Below are 16,338 nucleotides of genomic sequence, written 5' to 3'. Positions count from 1 at the left end.
CTATTGGCCAGATCGGGCCATGTGCTTGCGGAACTATCTCCTGTCGTCAGCATTGAATCGTTCTTTGCCGCGTTCTGGGTTGGTTGGTTCAGGCCGGTTTGCGCTTCCAAAAAATTTCGACGACGTCGATGCTCCAATCGGCCCTCCATGAAGGAATTGCAGCGTCCCGCTCTGCGGCAGAATCGTAGAACTCTCCGTCGACCCACGACCCGTCGGCCATCCTCACGAACAGGCCGAATATCGGTTTCCCCGTCGATGCATCGATGTCGTCAAAAAGCTCTAAACGCTCTGGTTGCGGCGCTGCTGGTTCTCGTTGTGGAAACGGGATCACGTTACGCATGCGATTCGTTCCTGCATAGCGCCCGCGCGGGCTTCCCTACGGACAAATCGTAAGCACACACATGGATTATGTCGCTGAGCACGTTATTGGGTCTGCCAATTACCAACTCCCAGCAAGTATGACCCGCGAGATCGGGCGAATTTTAGTAAGGTGGGCCTACTTCGAGCATTGCGTGCAGGAGATGAACTGGCAGGCACTTGATCTAACCCCTGCTGAGGGTCGAATAGCGCTTAAAGAGCCAGCGGTTACCGATCGTCTAACCATGTTGGCCGAGCTTATTGAACCGCCCCGGGTTTGCCGGAGGCCGTTTGGTTTAAGTTATGCCGCCATGGCCGATTGTTCCAGCATGGCGTAGTAGCGTTGCTCGGCTTCGGCGGGCGGGATGTTTCCGATGGGCTCCAAGAGCCGTCGGTTGTTGAACCAATCGACCCATTCCAGCGTTGCGAACTCGACGGCCTCGAAGCTACGCCACGGTCCGCGTCGGTGGATCACCTCAGCTTTGTAGAGGCCGTTGATGGTTTCGGCGAGAGCATTATCGTAGGAATCGCCGACACTGCCGACAGACGGCTCGATGCCAGCTTCAGCCAGGCGCTCGGTGTACTTGATGGATACGTACTGACTTCCTCTGTCGCTGTGGTGTACGAGCCCGCCGCGATGGACCGGCCGTCGATCGTGCAGGGCTTGCTCCAGCGCATCGAGCACGAAGCCGGCGTGCGCCGAACGTGATGCCCGCCAGCCGACGATCCTGCGGGCATAGGCGTCGATGACGAAGGCGACATAGATGAAGCCGGTCCAGGTGGCAACATAGGTGAAGTCGGAGAGCCAAAGCGCATTCGGCCTCGACGCCTTGAACTGGCGGTTGACGTGATCCAGCGGGCATGGCGCCGCCTTGTCGCCGATCGTGGTCCTGACCGACTTGCCGCGGATAACACCGTGCAAGCCCATGGTCCGCATCAATCGTGACACCGTACAACGGGCGATATCGAAGCCTTCGCGCTTGAGTTGCCGCCAGATCTTGCGCACGCCATAGACGCGGAAGTTCTCATCGAAGACGCGCCGGACCTCGATCTTCAGGATGACATCCTGCCTGGCGCGCGCCGACAGCTTGGCGGGATCACGCCGTTTGGCGACATGGGCATGATAGGTCGAGGGGGCGATCGACAGAACCTTGCAGATCGGCTCGACCCCATGCGCCGCGCGATGATCGTCGATGAAGGCGATCATGGCTTGGACCGGCGGTCGAGCTCCGCCGTCGCAAAATAAGCGCTTGCCTTGCGCAGAATCTCATTGGCTTGCCGAAGCTCGCGGTTCTCACGCTCAAGCGCCTTCAGCTTCTCCGCCACGTCCGTTGGGACGCCTGCTCGCTTGCCGCTGTCGATCTCCGCCTTCTTCACCCATTCCAGCAGGGTATGGCCGGAACAGCCAATCTTGGGGGCTATCGCCTCAATCGCAGCCCAGCGGGACGGATACTCGCTGCCGTGATCCAAAACCATTCGAACCGCTCGGGCCCGAACCTCCGGTGAAAACTTGTTCGTCGTCTTGCTTGTCATGGCTCCATCCTCTCAGGAGTTGGAGCCTCCGGCAAACCCGGGGCGGTTCATATCGCTGTGCGACATGGGTCATGGGATGATGCTCTGTATAAATCAATCTACAAACGCACGTTGACGCTAGGCACAAAGCGCAATCTTCTTGCCCACGGTATATGGGGCTATCTATCGAGCAGAAACGAATGGCACGTCCAACTCTCCCGCGGGTCTTGGCCCAAAAACTTGCGCGAAATGGTCAGAGGGTCGAAAAAGGTAACCCCCGAGGGTGTACTTATGACAGCGAGCGATCTTAGGTCGACCACCATTCAGATCGAGTCCTTAATCGAAGACTTGAAGCGTCTCCGAGATTCAGCGAGCGGGCCGCCTCGTCCATCGCAAGATAGACCCGCTCGACGATAGTTGAGGGTAAATCAAACTCTCGGTCGCATTCCATATAGGCATCAACGCCGGCGTCGATGACGGCATCTGCTGCTTTGACGAGATTCAGATCAGCCACCGGTCTCTCTTTTCGCATAGATCTCGTCCGCCCTTCCCGGCGGGCTTTTTCCTGCCGTCATCATATCCCCTGTGCGCCACAGGACAATATTTCTTTGCCTATTTGGCAAATTTATCTTGACGGTATTTTGCCTATATGGCAACATCTCTCTACATGAACCGGCTTTAACCGCCTTCCGGGGCAAGGACGGGGAGAGAGTGAATGCGAGATCGCGCCGAAGCTACCGTTTCCGAGCGGGCCTCGAAGCCCAATGTGGTCGACTTCACGACAGCGGCCAAAGCAAGCCGGGCACCCGGCTCCCGCCGCGCAAATCTGCCGGATCATCCCGACGCTGAACTGATCCAGGCTTGCGTCGAGTTCGGAATAGCTGTCCAGGGAATGAACGGCGCCTTTGAAGTCGACCCGACCGACGACGCTGATTTCGCCCAGCGCATGGACTCCGCGCTGCTGAAGCGCGCCAGGAAGCAGCAGGAACTGATAGCAACTCTTCGGCCGACGACATTGGACGGGCTGCGCGCGAAGGCTACCGTCGCCAACATGGCGTTGACAAACGATCTCGACCGGTCGTCCGCCCTTCTCTCGTCGCTCTGCACGGACGTGGCAAACGTCCACCGTTCTTCGAAGAACACCGCTGCGGTCGTGCTGACATGAGTATCGTCCGTGCCGCTTGCAGCGACCTTCCTTCGCTGGTCGCGCTCGTCCTTTTCATTTCCATGGCCGCAACCTGGTCCGCGATCTTCTGCGGAGCGTGACGGCCGCGTGCCGTCGATAGGTGCCGATATGTTGCAGATTCCGGAAACGTCATCAGCTCTGAAACCAACGCCCTCCCGCCGCCGTAAGCGAACGCCATCGCCGTTCGATGTCATCGACAAGAACATCAGCCCTGTCGAGACCGAGCCTGACCTTGAAGCCGAGCTTGATCGTCTCGCAGGCTTAAATGACGCCTGGGGGCTGGTCAGCATCTATTGGGCCTACATCCATGCTGCAGAAGCAGTTCTGGGCGAGGATAATAAGCCAAGGGCGGAAAATGCCTGCGATCTGCTCGGTGGCGAATGGGTCCGCTTGATCAGCAAGAGCTACGCGGTCGCAGATCGGCTGAAGCGTATCTCCATCACTCGCTCCAACGCCGATCTGGTCGCCGCCGTGCTGATGCATGCCGCCGCCGCCATGGGCGCCACCTTGACCGAGATCGCCGCCTTGGCGGGTGCTCTGGCCATGCGAGAAGCGGAGGCACGATAATGCTGCAACTCCCGACGAACGCCGAACGCGGCTGCAAAGTCCTCGCCAAGGGCCCTGACAGGATTCGGCTGATCGAGGACGAAAACACCCTCGCCGCAGCGCTGTGCTACGTCGATCTTGAAAAACGCGGCTTCGTTACGATCGACAACGACGACGGGATGCTGGTGACGATCACACCGGCCGGGCTGGCGGCGATTCCGAGGGCCGAATGAGGAGACCGGAAGCTCGCAGACTGAACGATCTTCCGCTGTTCGCCTCGGACGAAGCGATCTCGGACGCCTTTATGGGACCGGGGAAAACATCGGAATGGAGGCAGATTGCGGCTTTACTTGAAACGAGAGGATTGCCCAAAATCGACGCCCTCATGGGCGGCCGGTATGTTCCCGCAGTGAGGGCCTTCTTCGACAAGGAATATGGGTTGATCGATAGAGCCCCAAGACTGGCTCCGAGTGGCGTTGAGGATTTAGGCGCATGGAACCGCGAGAGACCGAAACAAAGGCGCGTGCGCCCGGTCTGACGTGGCGCAACGATCGTCCGGTGTGGCGGGCTACCAAGACAGCGATCGCTGCCGGGTATCCCGTCAAGAACGTGAACCTCTCCAGCTATCTCAATCAGCCGGCCTTGCTTGTGCAGCGATGCGAGAGGCTTCAAGCTGAAATGCTCGCATGGGTGTCGGGACGGAAGGGGCGCATCACCGAGTTCGATGGCACCATTCGCAGCCTGATCGAAGTTTGGCAAGCTGATCCGGAAAGCCCCTATCACAAGCTGAAATCATCGACGAAAAAGCCATACGAGGTCTACGCTCGCATGGTGATCATGGAGGTCGGGTCGAAACTGATCGATGACGTGGACGGGCGGGACGTTAAGCGATGGTTCAACGCCTGGACAAAACCGAAGAAGTCAGGCGCACCATTGCAGATTCCGAAAGCCAGAACCGCGATCGCCGTCATCAAGTCTGCGCTTAGCTTCGGTATCATGTGCAGAAAGGCTGGATGCGCCGAATTCAAGGCGGTCCTGGCCGAAGTTGATTTCCCCGTTCCAGCATCCCGGACAACGGCCCCGACCGCGGACGACATCACGAAGGTCCGCAAAGCTGCCCGCGCGGCCGGGCATGGCGCCGCCGCTCTCGCCTACGCGATCCAGTTCGACGGCGCTGTGAGGCAATGGGACGTGATCGGAGAATGGGTGCCTATGTCGGATCCGCGTCCGTCGATCGTTCTGGATCGTGGCATGAAGTGGATCGGCCCGATGTGGTCGCAGATCGATGAGAACCAGGTGTTTCGCTTCACGCCCTCGAAAACCGAGAACACGACCGGCAAGGAGGTCGCCGTCGATTTTACTGTGTGCCCCATGATCATGGAGGAATTGGCGCTGATCACGTCCGAACAGCGCAAGGGGCCACTGATCGTCAACCCGGTGACCGGCAAGCCGTATCGACCCGACTATTTTCAGAAGCTATGGCGGACCGTGCGCGACGCTCAGGAAGTCTCGCCGGCGATCTGGAACAGGGATTTGCGCGCTGGCGGTATTACCGAAGGCCGGGCGGCCGATGCATCAACGGACGACCTCGCCAAGCTGGCAGGCCATGCCAACAAGAGAACGACAGCGAAGGTCTATGACCGGGCACAAATCGAGGCCGCGCGCCGGGTTGCCGCAGCCCGCGCGGCCCACCGAAGCAAGAAAAACTGACCACGACGCACACCCGACGCACACGGCGCACAGAGGTCAATGTTTTCAAGCATTAAGGAATTGTTTTCCTTAACGGCCTGTTAAAGGGGCCACGCTAAGTTGAGAACGAACAGTTCCCGGTAAGCGTAAGCCGACATGACCGCACCTCCGATGTTTCCCGGCTTTGACGGGTTGTTGATGCTGTCCCGCCGGGACGGCGTTGACATCCGTCCGACCCTGCTACGGGTCCTGACAGACCTTTACGTGCAGACCAGCACACACTCTGTTGAAGAGGAAAGGCATTTCGTCGAACTCACCTCACGCCTGATCGACCATGTCGACGACGCCACCCGCGCCGCGGTGCGCGCCCGACTGTCGATCTACCCGCGGACGCCGGCGGCGATCATGAGCAAGCTACGGATCGACACGCTAACCGCCGATCCGCAGACCGGCAGCCCCGCGCCACCGCCGTCGCCCGCGGCGGCGGCCGCAGAGACGAAACCGCACGCGGCCGCAACGCTATCGATGGAGCCACGCGACGCTGCCGAAGTCAGCGAGGTGTTCTTCGGGGCAAACTCTAAAGATCGCGCTTTGATCCTGCACAATCTGTCCACGACGCCGCTGCGGCCGTCGCCGCACATTCATCCCTCCCGTGCCGCGCGCGCGATAGAGGTTCTGCACATGGCCGCATTCGCGTCCGACGTCGAAAACTTCGCGACCGAACTCAGCGCAACCTTGATGCTCCCCGCCGCGATCGCCCAACGCGTGGTGGCGGATCCAGGCGGCGAACCGCTGGCTTGCGCCGCCAAGGCCATCGGCATTCCTTCAAAAATTTTCCAGCAGATATTGCTGTTTCTCGATCCGGCCATCGGCACCTCCGTCACTGAGGTCTATCGGCTCTCGCGACTCTACGACGTGCTCAGCGAACGTTCCGCGCGAATCATGCTGGCGGCCTGGCGCGGGGCCACCATGACGGAAGCCCGCGCGAAGTATCGTTCCGCGCTTTATCATGAAGAACGCCACCGTGCCCGCGGGGCCCCGGCGCCCGCCCGCCCCGACGGCGTGCGCCCCGGAACTGCTCCGCTTCGGCGCCTCGCCGGCAGCGATGGTTCGGGCGGGTAGCGATCAGCGTCTTGCATTAACGCTGCCGCCGAACAATTACATCGCCGTTATCGTCTCCTTGACCTTGGCGATCAGCGCACTGAGCGCAAAAGGCTTCGCAAGGAAGGCGAACTGCTCGTTCTCCGGCAAGCTCTTGTCGAACGCTTCTTCCGCGTAACCCGACACGAAAATGATCCTGAGATTGGGATTGCGCACCCGCATTTTCCGCAACAGAGTTGGTCCGTCCATCTCCGGCATAACGACGTCGGAGACGACCAGATCGACAGCACCATTCTTTTCGTCGAGCGCTTCCAGCGCTTCAATGCCGTTGGATGCCTCGATCACGCTGTAGCCGCGTGAACGCAGACCGCGCGCATTGAGCGAACGCAGCCCTTCCTCGTCCTCCACCAGCAAAATGGTGCCTTGGCCGGTCAGATCGGTGTTTACCGGTTTGGCCGCAGGCGAAGACTCCGTCCCCACCCCGATCACGCCGGGCGACGCCGGCGCTGTCTCGGCTTCGGGATGGTGGCGCGGCAGAAAGATACGGAACGTGGTGCCCTCGCCCGCTTTGGAGTCAACGTAGATGAAACCGCCCGTCTGCTTGACGATGCCGTAGACAGTGGACAGACCGAGGCCGGTGCCCTTGCCCACCTCCTTGGTGGAAAAAAACGGCTCGAAAATCTTATCGACGATCTCGGGCGGAATGCCTGTGCCGGTATCGCTGACCTCGACCAGCACGTAGTCCGCTGCCGGAAGTCCCTTGTGACCGAACGTCGGGATCTCCGCGGCCGCGACGTTCGCGGTGCGAATCGCGAGCTTGCCGCCGTTTGGCATGGCGTCGCGTGCATTGACCACGAGGTTGACGATCACCTGTTCGAACTGGGAGACGTCGGCCTTGACCGGCCACAGGTCACGCCCGTGTACGACGCCGGGGAAAGTGACCTTCTCGCCGATCAGACGTTTCAGCAACATGCCGATGTCGCTCAGCGTGTCGCCGAGATCGAGCACTTTTGGCTGCAGGGTCTGTCGCCGCGAGAACGCCAGCAATTGCCGCACCAGGGCGGCCGCGCGGTTGGCGTTCTGCTTGATCTGCATGATATCCTGGAAGGACGGATCGGTCGGCTTGTGCGCGTTCAGCAGGAAGTCGTTCGCCATCATGATGGCGGACAGCACGTTGTTGAAATCGTGCGCGATGCCTCCAGCGAGCTGGCCGACCGACTCCATCTTCTGGGATTGATTGATCTGGCTCTCGAGCGTGCGCCGCTCGGTCGTCTCAAGCATGTAGACGATCGCGGCTTCCGCGTCGCGATCGTCCTCCACCCCGGTGACAAAAAACTGTCCCCATCGCTCGCGCGTACCGTCCAGCATCACCTCGACAGGAGGGATATCACCCTGCCCGTCCGCCGCAGCCTGGATGGCCGCGCTCAGTTGACCACGATCGCGTTCATTGACGGCCGCGAGTATCGACTTGGCGGCAGCGCCGTCCGGACTGAGGCTTTGCGCGAGCTTCACAAACCGCGCGTTGGCGCGACCGACAACGCCGGTTTTATCGACCGTCGCGATCGCCATCGGCGTGTGGTCGAAGAAGCGCATGAAGCGCACTTCCGCCGCCCGCTGCGGATCGACGCGCTCGTCGCGGGCGCGGCTGACCACCAGCGTCCGCGACGGGCCCGGCGCACCGTCGGCGCCGAAGGCCAGCTTGTGATACAGGCGCGCCGGCATGGTCTTGCCGTTGCGCATCCGCAGGTCGATATCGAAGACCTCGGTGCGGACTTCGCCGGGCGCGGCGATAATCGACGTCAGCAAAGCCGCGCCGTCCCCCGAAACGATGTCGGTCAGCTTCAGCCCACCCGAGCCGATCTCCGCCAGATCGTGATCCAGCCAGTTGGCAAGCGTGGCATTGACGTAGACGAGATCGCCAGACTGGTTGACGGAGAAGAATCCGCACGGCGCGTGATCGAGATACTCGATCGCATGACGCAGTTCCTGAAACACATCCTCCTGCCGCTCGCGGTCGCGTGTGATGTCGGCGATCGACCACACCGCATGTCGAGAATACCGCTTCGCCTGTGCGAGCGGGCGGACCCTCAGCCGCAGCCAGCGACCGTTCGTGCCGTCGGCGGCGGCGACGCGTACCTCTTCCTGCTGGCGTTTGCCCTCGCGCGCCGCCTTCAAAAGGCGGAACACCGCCTCGGAAACGTCGGGGTTGCCGATGAATACGCGCTCCACCGGCCGCACATCCTGCATCGACGTAGCCCCGGTCAGGGTGAGATAAGCCGAGTTGGCATAAACGATATGCCCGCCGGAATCGGTGACGGCGATACCGTCGAAAGCGTGATCCGCGATGGGACGCATCAGCGGGTCATCAATTGTGCGGTCGGCAAAGCAGACGATCCCGGCCGCAAACGCGAACAGCGTGAACAATCCGACCATCGCCAGCAAGGCCAGCAGCGCCAGAATATAAGGCTGGGCTTCGGTACGTCCCAGCGCCATAAAAGCCACGGCGGCCGCGACGATCGCGCCCGCGACCAGCAGAACCAGAAGAATGCTGCCGCTCCGCCGCGCCGGCTCCTGCCCGACCTGTGGTGAATCGATGGGATCGGGTGTCATGGTGTCCGGCGGAGCCTGTCGCAGCGAGCGCGGAATGCGCGTGCGCCGGAGCCTGAGTGCCTGAATCGGACCCGGCAGCGCAAGCGCCTCATAGGCTCATTTCCCGCCATTTTCCCCGCCCCGTTGCTGTTCCCGATGCCCCGGACCGGCCTCAGACACCGCGTCCCGAAAGGCCGCGCTTCAAGCCCATGACGTAACCAATGATTTCGGCGACGGCGTGATAGTGCTCGACCGGGATCTCGTCGTCGATTTCGACGGCGGCATATAGCGCGCGGGCCAGAGGCACGTTCTCAACCACCGGAATGTCATGCTCGCGAGCGATTTCCCTGATCTTGAGCGCGATGTTGTCGACGCCCTTGGCCACGCAGACCGGCGCCGACATACCGCGCTCGTAAGACAAGGCGACCGAATAATGCGTCGGATTGGTGATGATCACCGAAGCCTGGGGAACGGCGGCCATCATGCGCTTCTTCATGCGGACATGGCGCAACTGCCGGATGCGGGCCTTGATATGCGGATCGCCCTCCGACTGCTTGAACTCCTCCTTCATCTCCCGCAGCGACATTTTCTGCCGTTCGAACCATTGTCGGTACTGAAACAGGTAGTCCGCGATCGCGACCAGCGCGAGCATCACCATCACGGCTCCGAGCAATTGCAGCGTCAGGCTCTTCGTGATCCCGAGAAGAGCGTTCGGATCGAGCCGCACCATGGCGTCGAGCCGCGAGCGTTCCGGCCATAGCACCGCCGTCATGACCGCACCGAGCGCCAGAACCTTGAAAAGTCCCTTGGCGAAGTTCGCGACAGCCTGCTTGCCGAAAATCCGCTTGGCCCCGGATACCACGGAAATCTTGCTGAGCTTCGGCTTGAGCGTTTCCCCCGACCAGACGAAGCGGTGCTGAACGACATTGCCGGCAACGGCAGCCATCGTCAGCAGAAGCAGCGGCACGCCGAGCGCTGCGGCAAGGCAATATCCGATCTGCTCGGCCAGCGCCAAAAGGCCGGGTCCATCGGTCCGAATTTGCCAGGAATTGGCGATCAGATTGCGCAACGGCATCCGGAATCCGTCGCCGATCGAGCCTGCAAACGTCGAGAGCACCAGTGTCGCACCTGCGATCGCGAACCAGGCGTTGACCTCCTGGCTCTTGGCAACGTCGCCGCGCTCGAGCGCATCGTCGAGGCGCTTTTGCGTCGGGTCTTCTGTCTTCTCGGTATCGTCGCTCTCGTCGGCCATCGCGAAGTCCTCAGTTCAGCGACGTCAGATCGTGCATCACACCCACCAGATAGTCCATGTAAGTCCCCATCATGGATGCCAGCACGGCGGCGAAAATCATGAAGCCAATAAGGATCGAGAGCGGCACGCCGACGAAGTAGACCTGCATCTGCGGCATCAGCCGCGCGAGCACGCCAAGTCCGATATTGAAGACTAACCCGAACACCAGAAACGGGGCCGATAGTTGCAAGCCAATCTTGAAGGCGCCGGCAAAGGCGCGCGTCGCCAGCGCCGCCACGTCGCCGCTCGGCATCAGTTCGCCCGGTGAGAATATCTTATAGCTGTCGTTCAGCGCGGCGATGACGAGATAGTGGGTATCGGTTGCGAACAGCAGCGCGATCCCGAGGAGGGTCAGGAAGTTGCCCATCAGCGCGCCCTGCTGGCCTTGCGTCGGATCCACCGATGTGACGAATCCGAGCCCGAGCTGCTGTGCAATGATCGAGCCCGCCACATGCAAGGCCGCGAGCGTGACGCGCGCCGTAGCGCCAAGGACGACGCCGATGATGATCTCGTGAACCAACAAGACCGTCAGTGGCGCGATTGACTGCGTGTCAACGTGATAGGCCGTACGATGCAGCGGCAGGATGATAAGGGTCAAAAGCAGAGCGATGGCGAGCTTCACCCGCACCGGAATGAAGCCCTCGCCGAATCCGGGCAACAGCATCACCATCGCCCCGATGCGGGCGAATACCAGCATGAAGGCGGCGCCGAGAGCGGGCAGTAGCGAGATATCAATGCGCATCTCGCGATAGTCTGCGTCATCCGCCGATGATTCGCGATGAAATCCGTATCATTTCGGCATGCAGCGCATCAGCCATGAACGGAAGCGCCAACACCATCGTCACGAAAATCGCAAGGATCTTCGGCACAAACACCAGCGTCTGCTCCTGAATCTGCGTCAATGCCTGCACCAGCGAAATCGCGACGCCGACGATCAGGCCGACGCCCAGCAGCGGTCCTGAGACCAGAACGATGGTCCAGATCGCGTCACGCGCGACATCCAGTGTTTCAGCGCCGGTCATGATGATTTCTTTCCTTAAGGAGTGGATGGGAGCACGGACGTCTTCCTTCTCCACCCAAACCGGGGCTTACCGGAATTTGGACCGTGCGCTCTCTCCGCGCGGGAACGATGAAGGAAGAATGCGAGCCCACGCATAAAGTAGGATCAGATCGGCATCCGCATGATGTCTTCATAGGATTGGATGACGCGGTCGCGCACGGATACCAGCGTTGAGACCGCGACATCGGTATCCGCAACCGCCGTTACCACGTCCATCAGGTTGGCCTTGCCCGAAGCCATCGCCACAGTCTGCGCGTCGGACTTCCGCCCCGCTTCCATTACGCCGCCGAGCACATCCTTCAGCACCGCACTGAACGCGGGACCATCACCGCCCGATGCCTTGCCGGCGGCGGCGCCGGAATCCATCATTCTCGCGAGGCTCGCATAGGCATTTGCTGCGACTGTGGGCGATGCCATGGTCAGATTCTCCGATCAGGACTTGAGGATATCGAGTGTGCGCTGGATCATCCGGCGTGTTGCGCTGATGATATTGAGGTTCGCCTCGTAGGACCGCTGTGCGTTGCGCATGTCGGTCATTTCCACGAGCGAATTGACATTGGGATATTTGACATTGCCGCTGGCGTCAGCAGCCGGATTACTTGGCTCGTACTTGACGCGGAACGTTGACATGTCAGGCTTCACCCGGCCAAGCGTGACCACTCTCGCGTCGAGCGTACGATCAAGGGCCGACGAAAAGGTCGGCACCTTGCGGCGGTAGGGATCGCCGCCTGGCGTTTGTGCGGTTGAATCAACGTTGGCGATGTTTTCCGAGATGACCCGCATCCTGCCCGCCTGCGCTCGCAGACCGGAGGTTGCGATACTCATCGATCGCATGAAGTCGGCGCCATTGTCTGCCATGATGCGGTCTCCTTCCGTTCAGCCCTTGCGTCACGCCTTGCCGACAGCCATTTTCAGCAGCCGCAGGCTGCGGCTGTAGAGCGAACTCGCGGCGGCATAGTCCATCTGGTTGGCAGACACCTGGAGCATTTGATCCTCGAGATTGACGGCGTTGCCGGCCGGACGGGTCTGAAAGCCGCCATTGCCATTCTGCCCGAAGTGCGAAGACGCTTCGAAACCGGCTATGCTCTGGCCTGACGTGGTGCGGATCATCGCCAGCGTCGCGCCGGTTGAGGCATTGCCACCTTGCGCGTCGAACCTCGGTTCCACGAGATCGTGCGGCCTGAAGTTCGGCGTATCGGAGTTGGCGATGTTTTCGGCCAGAACGCGCTGGCGCTCCTGATGCCACTGCATCCGGGTGCGCAGCGCCGCTAGTGCGGAAATATCATTGAGGGGCACGGCTTTTGCTCCGGCCTCGGGACGACGCGCCGCCGAGGTAGGCAGAATTTGCCCCCCTCATGGTTAACAGCGGGTTAAAATGGCGAGGCGGCGGATTCTTGCCTGAGACGGTGGCCAGTCACACTCACATTAAAAACCCTCGGTCAGGCGGCAATATTCGCCACGAATGCGTTAACCACCTTTATTAACCGGAGCGCGCGACGCGCAGAAGTTGTTTTGGTCTGGTCGATTCATAGGTTATTAAGGCTGTCAGCGGCAGCTTTTGCCGGGTGGGATTAACAGACTGGGCCAGGGCTCGATCGTCACGGGAGGAATGCCGGAAGGCGTTCGACGATCCGAAGCTGAATTAAGGGCGCTTTCTGTCAGGGACACAGCATGCAGGCAGTCACATTCGTCATCGCATTCATTGTGGTCCTGGCGCTGATTGCCGGGGCCGCCTGGCTCGTGCGGCGATTCGCGGGAGACCGTCTCGGCGTCAATGCCAATCGCGGACGCATGCCCCGTCTGGCGGTCATCGATGCCGCCGCGGTCGACGGACGCCGGCGGCTGGTCCTGGTGCGCCGGGACAATGTCGAGCACCTGCTGATGATCGGCGGCCCGACCGATATCGTCGTGGAGCACAGCATCGTTCGCGCCAGCCCTGGACGCGATCAGATGCCGCAGCGCCCGCTATCGGGCGAGACCCCGAGGCTGCCACCACTGGCCGAGACCGGCTGGACGGAGTCGGACGGCCCTCGTTCCGATCCGTCCGACCATCCCGAGCCTCCGATGCCGGTGCCGGAACCGCAGCGCCCGGCCCGCCCACCCTTTGCCGATACCCCGCGCCGACCCGTCGCCGCAGAGCGCCGCAGCGATCCATTGGCCGGTTTCACGCCCGAGCCCATGAGCCGGACCGACATTCGCGGCGCCCGTCCGGCGCGGCAGGAGCCGGTGATGCCGCGTCCAGCGCCGCCTCCTGCGCCGGCACCCGCACCGTCTCCCCCCGCCTCCAACGCCGATCAAAATCTCGCGGAGATGGCGCAGCGTCTTGAGGCTGCACTCCGGCGCCCGACAGGCGATAACAAGCCTGCGGCCGCCGCACCCGCCGCCTCAGACCCACCGTCGCGTCCGCGCAGCACGGAAGCTGCGCTCGGACCCGCATCCCGTAGCGAAAAGTCGGCAGCTCCGCCGGTCGCGCCGCCAGGTCCGAAGTCCGGGTTCGAGCATCTCGAGAACGAGATGGCGTCCCTGCTCGGACGCTCGAAGCCCCCTTCGTGAGCGCGGCGGACCACCCGCGTAGAGTTTCGTTCATTGTCGTTCTGATAGCCGCCGGATCGCTTGCCGATCCGGCGTTCGCGCAGGATATCAGCATCAATCTTGGCGGTGCCGGCACCAGCGGCGTGAGCGAGCGCGCGATCCAGCTGATTGCGCTGCTTACCGTATTGTCGATCGCGCCGTCGATTCTGATCATGATGACGTCGTTCACGCGCATCGTGGTAGTGCTTTCACTGCTGCGCACCGCACTAGGCACCGCGACCGCGCCGCCCAACTCCGTCATCATCGCGCTTGCGGTATTCCTCACCGCCTTCGTGATGGGACCGACGCTGCAGAAATCCTACGACGATGGCATCAAGCCGCTGGTCGCCAACGAGATCACGGTCGAGGAGGCGCTGCAGCGCGCGTCCGTTCCACTGCGCGGCTTCATGCAGAAGAACGTGCGCGAGCAGGACCTCAAGCTGTTCATGGACCTGTCCGGCGAGCCGCCGCCGAAGACGCCCGCTGAACTCTCGCTGCGCATTTTGATGCCGGCCTTCATGATCTCCGAACTGAAGCGCGCCTTCGAAATCGGATTTCTGCTGTTCCTGCCGTTCCTGATCATCGATCTTGTGGTGGCATCGGTCTTGATGTCGATGGGCATGATGATGCTGCCGCCCGTCGTTGTGTCGCTGCCGTTCAAGCTGATCTTCTTCGTGCTGGTCGACGGCTGGGCGCTCGTGGCCGGCAGTCTGGTTCAAAGCTACGGGACCTGAGCCCAGAGTGTGATGGACGAATCCCACGGCTGAGAGTCGATTGGTGCAAGACGCATTGTTGGTCGGTACGGCTTCTAAAAGAAGATTTGCGTGGTGAGATAACCGTAGACGGTGTCGCCCGCGTCGGGCGCGTTGGGGGCATCCCGCAGGAATCTGCCTTTGAACAGGTAGGCAGCGCCTGTTTCAAGCAACATGGCATCGGGGATGAGCCAGTATCTCAGGCGTCCTTCGATTTGATGGCCAGCGAAATTACCGGACTGGCCAGAACGATCCGTTAATCTCGTCGCGCCGAACGTGTCGGTGGGACTGTCCAGCCAGAGCGCGCGGTAGGTAACGAAGGCATCCCAGATCGGGCTTGGCGTGACGGTGAAGCGCACCGCCGGCGTAATCAGGTTTGAGCGCGTCATCGGGCCGTAGAGACTGGGCGCATTGTATTCGCGGCGAACGCCGAACAGACTGTCGAACCGGGTGAAGGTATTAGGATTGGAGCTGTCGCCGCTGGCGTGATCGTACAGCAACGAGACCCGCGGCAGCCAAGGCGCAGCGAAAGTGTAGCCCGCCTCCGCATGGACGAAATAGGCCGAGACGTCGAGGTCGCGCGTGTCGGTGACGGCGGTCGTTTGGCGGGCCAGACCCGCCTGGTAGGTCGTCTCGAACTCGTAATCGAATGTCCCGGGTTTCGGTCCCCGAAACAGCCGGGCGCCCGGGGTGAACAGGCGACGGTTCCGGGTCTGCACCGATTGCAGCAGACCCGTCCCAGAGTCCTGCTCATACAAGCCGTAGCCATAGACCTCCAACGAACCGCCGAACATATTCGCGAAGGTATAGGACGTGCCGTAAAATTGCAGGTTCGGGCTCTCCCGATCGAACTCGACCGCGTTGTTGCGGACACCTTGCGCGTCATCGGGCAACCGGATGTGCGGCATACTCCAGAACACCGTCAGCCGGTCCTTGTTCGCTCCCTTCCAGTCGAAGGAGACGCCGGTGTAGGCGTTGGTGGTGTTACGAAACTGCTGACGCGACATGAGGCGGCGGGAGCCGACATCCTTCGTGAACCGACCGGAGGTGATACTGCTCGTCGAGCCATTGCCTGTGACGTCGGAGAGATCGAAGTTGAGATAGGCCTGTGTAAGCTCGAAGGCGTTCACATCCAGAGCGGAGACAACGGAGTTTAGCGGCTGGAAGTAGCTGCGGCTGTCCAACAGTTCCCCGCCGATCTTCAGCCTAGTGCCGGTATCGTACTCGGCGAATATCGAGCCGAAGAACATGTTCGCGAACTCATCGCGCGGAAAAGGCGCCGGACGGAACCCGTTGGCGATTCCTTCAGCGCGGGAACGGAACGTGCCGCGGATCGTGAAATTGTCGGGTCGTCCGAGCGCGTCGTAAAGCGAGAACAACGGCTTTGACGTGGTCGGCTTGAAGGTCGGCCACGTCTTCGGCTGCTCCTGAGCATCTCCGTTCTGGTGATGACCTGGGTCGCCCTGCGCCTGCACCTCGGCATGGGGCCGAGGCTGTGCCTGCGCAAGGTTCGGCGGGATGGCGGCAAGCAGGACAGCAGACAGGGAGACCAGCCCTGCCGTCGAGTCGAGGAAATCGGCTTTCATCAAACTCATTATCAACTTCCCAAGTTGTTCTGCAGGGTCGCTGGGTGCAACCCTCGAAGAAACGTTCTCGCGGTCTTGATTGACCGCAGCCGTCCGCG

The 16,338-nt window shown here is 61.3% G+C and carries 18 protein-coding genes and 1 other annotated feature; of the genes, 7 read left to right on the top strand and 11 right to left on the bottom strand.

The annotated features are described in order from the left end of the window. Nucleotides 1-88 precede the first annotated feature (88 nt). From NB311A_RS14485 to NB311A_RS14470, 3 genes are all read right to left on the bottom strand, one after another. On the bottom strand, nucleotides 89-340 hold the full coding sequence (locus NB311A_RS14485; protein WP_009799361.1) for a hypothetical protein: 252 nt from the start codon (nucleotides 338-340) through the stop codon (nucleotides 89-91). Between the two features lie 318 nt (nucleotides 341-658). Then, a protein-coding gene (locus tag NB311A_RS14480) for an IS3 family transposase (RefSeq protein WP_086008680.1) occupies nucleotides 659-1,890 on the bottom strand; the annotation gives its coding sequence in 2 pieces (ribosomal slippage) (nucleotides 659-1,599 and nucleotides 1,599-1,890; 1,233 coding nt in all). Next, nucleotides 1,490-1,606, bottom strand: a sequence feature (AL1L pseudoknot). Its footprint overlaps the gene before it by 117 nt. A gap of 286 nt (nucleotides 1,891-2,176) precedes the next feature. Beyond that, on the bottom strand, nucleotides 2,177-2,383 hold the full coding sequence (locus NB311A_RS14470; protein ID WP_009799360.1) for a hypothetical protein: 207 nt from the start codon (nucleotides 2,381-2,383) through the stop codon (nucleotides 2,177-2,179). A 201-nt stretch (nucleotides 2,384-2,584) separates the two neighbouring features. Between NB311A_RS14470 and NB311A_RS14465 the strand changes: the two genes are divergently transcribed. From NB311A_RS14465 to NB311A_RS14440, 5 genes are all read left to right on the top strand, one after another. Then, nucleotides 2,585-3,034: a hypothetical protein gene (locus NB311A_RS14465; RefSeq protein WP_009799359.1), complete on the top strand. Its 450-nt coding sequence runs from the start codon at nucleotides 2,585-2,587 to the stop codon at nucleotides 3,032-3,034. A 129-nt stretch (nucleotides 3,035-3,163) separates the two neighbouring features. Further along, nucleotides 3,164-3,622, top strand: coding sequence for a hypothetical protein (locus NB311A_RS14460; protein WP_009799357.1), 459 nt, complete (start codon nucleotides 3,164-3,166; stop codon nucleotides 3,620-3,622). Further along, nucleotides 3,622-3,834 (top strand): hypothetical protein, encoded by a 213-nt coding sequence (locus tag NB311A_RS14455; protein WP_009799356.1) that lies wholly within the window; start codon nucleotides 3,622-3,624, stop codon nucleotides 3,832-3,834. The genes NB311A_RS14460 and NB311A_RS14455 overlap by 1 nt, the downstream gene beginning before the upstream one ends. Nucleotides 3,835-4,093: 259 nt before the next feature. Beyond that, entirely contained in the window at nucleotides 4,094-5,311 is a 1,218-nt protein-coding gene (locus NB311A_RS14445; protein ID WP_009799355.1) for an integrase, read from the top strand. A gap of 135 nt (nucleotides 5,312-5,446) precedes the next feature. Then, nucleotides 5,447-6,412, top strand: coding sequence for a DUF2336 domain-containing protein (locus NB311A_RS14440; protein ID WP_009799354.1), 966 nt, complete (start codon nucleotides 5,447-5,449; stop codon nucleotides 6,410-6,412). Between the two features lie 36 nt (nucleotides 6,413-6,448). On the opposite strand, the gene cckA is transcribed toward NB311A_RS14440, so the two are convergent. The 7 genes from cckA to flgB form a co-directional block, all read right to left on the bottom strand. Continuing rightward, entirely contained in the window at nucleotides 6,449-9,001 is a 2,553-nt protein-coding gene (gene cckA / locus NB311A_RS14435; protein ID WP_009799353.1) for a cell cycle histidine kinase CckA, read from the bottom strand. A 151-nt stretch (nucleotides 9,002-9,152) separates the two neighbouring features. Further along, on the bottom strand, nucleotides 9,153-10,232 hold the full coding sequence (gene flhB, locus NB311A_RS14430; protein ID WP_009799352.1) for a flagellar biosynthesis protein FlhB: 1,080 nt from the start codon (nucleotides 10,230-10,232) through the stop codon (nucleotides 9,153-9,155). 10 nt (nucleotides 10,233-10,242) lie between these two features. Further along, nucleotides 10,243-11,013, bottom strand: a complete 771-nt coding sequence (fliR, locus tag NB311A_RS14425) for a flagellar biosynthetic protein FliR (RefSeq protein ID WP_009799351.1) — start codon at nucleotides 11,011-11,013, stop codon at nucleotides 10,243-10,245. A gap of 16 nt (nucleotides 11,014-11,029) precedes the next feature. After that, nucleotides 11,030-11,293, bottom strand: coding sequence for a flagellar biosynthesis protein FliQ (fliQ, locus tag NB311A_RS14420; RefSeq protein WP_040675447.1), 264 nt, complete (start codon nucleotides 11,291-11,293; stop codon nucleotides 11,030-11,032). Between the two features lie 143 nt (nucleotides 11,294-11,436). Then, nucleotides 11,437-11,748 (bottom strand): flagellar hook-basal body complex protein FliE, encoded by a 312-nt coding sequence (gene fliE, locus NB311A_RS14415; RefSeq protein ID WP_040675349.1) that lies wholly within the window; start codon nucleotides 11,746-11,748, stop codon nucleotides 11,437-11,439. A 15-nt stretch (nucleotides 11,749-11,763) separates the two neighbouring features. Beyond that, the gene (gene flgC / locus NB311A_RS14410) at nucleotides 11,764-12,189 is read right to left on the bottom strand and encodes a flagellar basal body rod protein FlgC (protein ID WP_009799348.1); all 426 of its coding nucleotides are present in this window, start codon (nucleotides 12,187-12,189) and stop codon (nucleotides 11,764-11,766) included. A 30-nt stretch (nucleotides 12,190-12,219) separates the two neighbouring features. Next, nucleotides 12,220-12,582 (bottom strand): flagellar basal body rod protein FlgB, encoded by a 363-nt coding sequence (gene flgB, locus NB311A_RS14405; protein WP_009799347.1) that lies wholly within the window; start codon nucleotides 12,580-12,582, stop codon nucleotides 12,220-12,222. A gap of 420 nt (nucleotides 12,583-13,002) precedes the next feature. Between flgB and NB311A_RS14400 the strand changes: the two genes are divergently transcribed. Together NB311A_RS14400 and fliP are read left to right on the top strand one after the other, a co-directional pair. Then, nucleotides 13,003-13,884 (top strand): flagellar biosynthetic protein FliO, encoded by an 882-nt coding sequence (locus tag NB311A_RS14400; protein ID WP_009799346.1) that lies wholly within the window; start codon nucleotides 13,003-13,005, stop codon nucleotides 13,882-13,884. Continuing rightward, entirely contained in the window at nucleotides 13,881-14,636 is a 756-nt protein-coding gene (fliP, locus tag NB311A_RS14395; protein ID WP_009799345.1) for a flagellar type III secretion system pore protein FliP, read from the top strand. The genes NB311A_RS14400 and fliP overlap by 4 nt, the downstream gene beginning before the upstream one ends. 74 nt (nucleotides 14,637-14,710) lie before the next feature. Here the strand turns inward: fliP and NB311A_RS14390 are convergent, their stop codons facing one another. After that, nucleotides 14,711-16,249, bottom strand: coding sequence for an alginate export family protein (locus NB311A_RS14390; RefSeq protein ID WP_009799344.1), 1,539 nt, complete (start codon nucleotides 16,247-16,249; stop codon nucleotides 14,711-14,713). Between the last annotated feature and the right edge of the window lie 89 nt (nucleotides 16,250-16,338).

This window comes from Nitrobacter sp. Nb-311A (assembly GCF_000152905.1).
In the GTDB taxonomy this organism is placed as follows: domain Bacteria; phylum Pseudomonadota; class Alphaproteobacteria; order Rhizobiales; family Xanthobacteraceae; genus Nitrobacter.
Note: the sequence above shows the minus strand (reverse complement) of the source record. Positions and strands in the feature narration are given on the sequence as shown.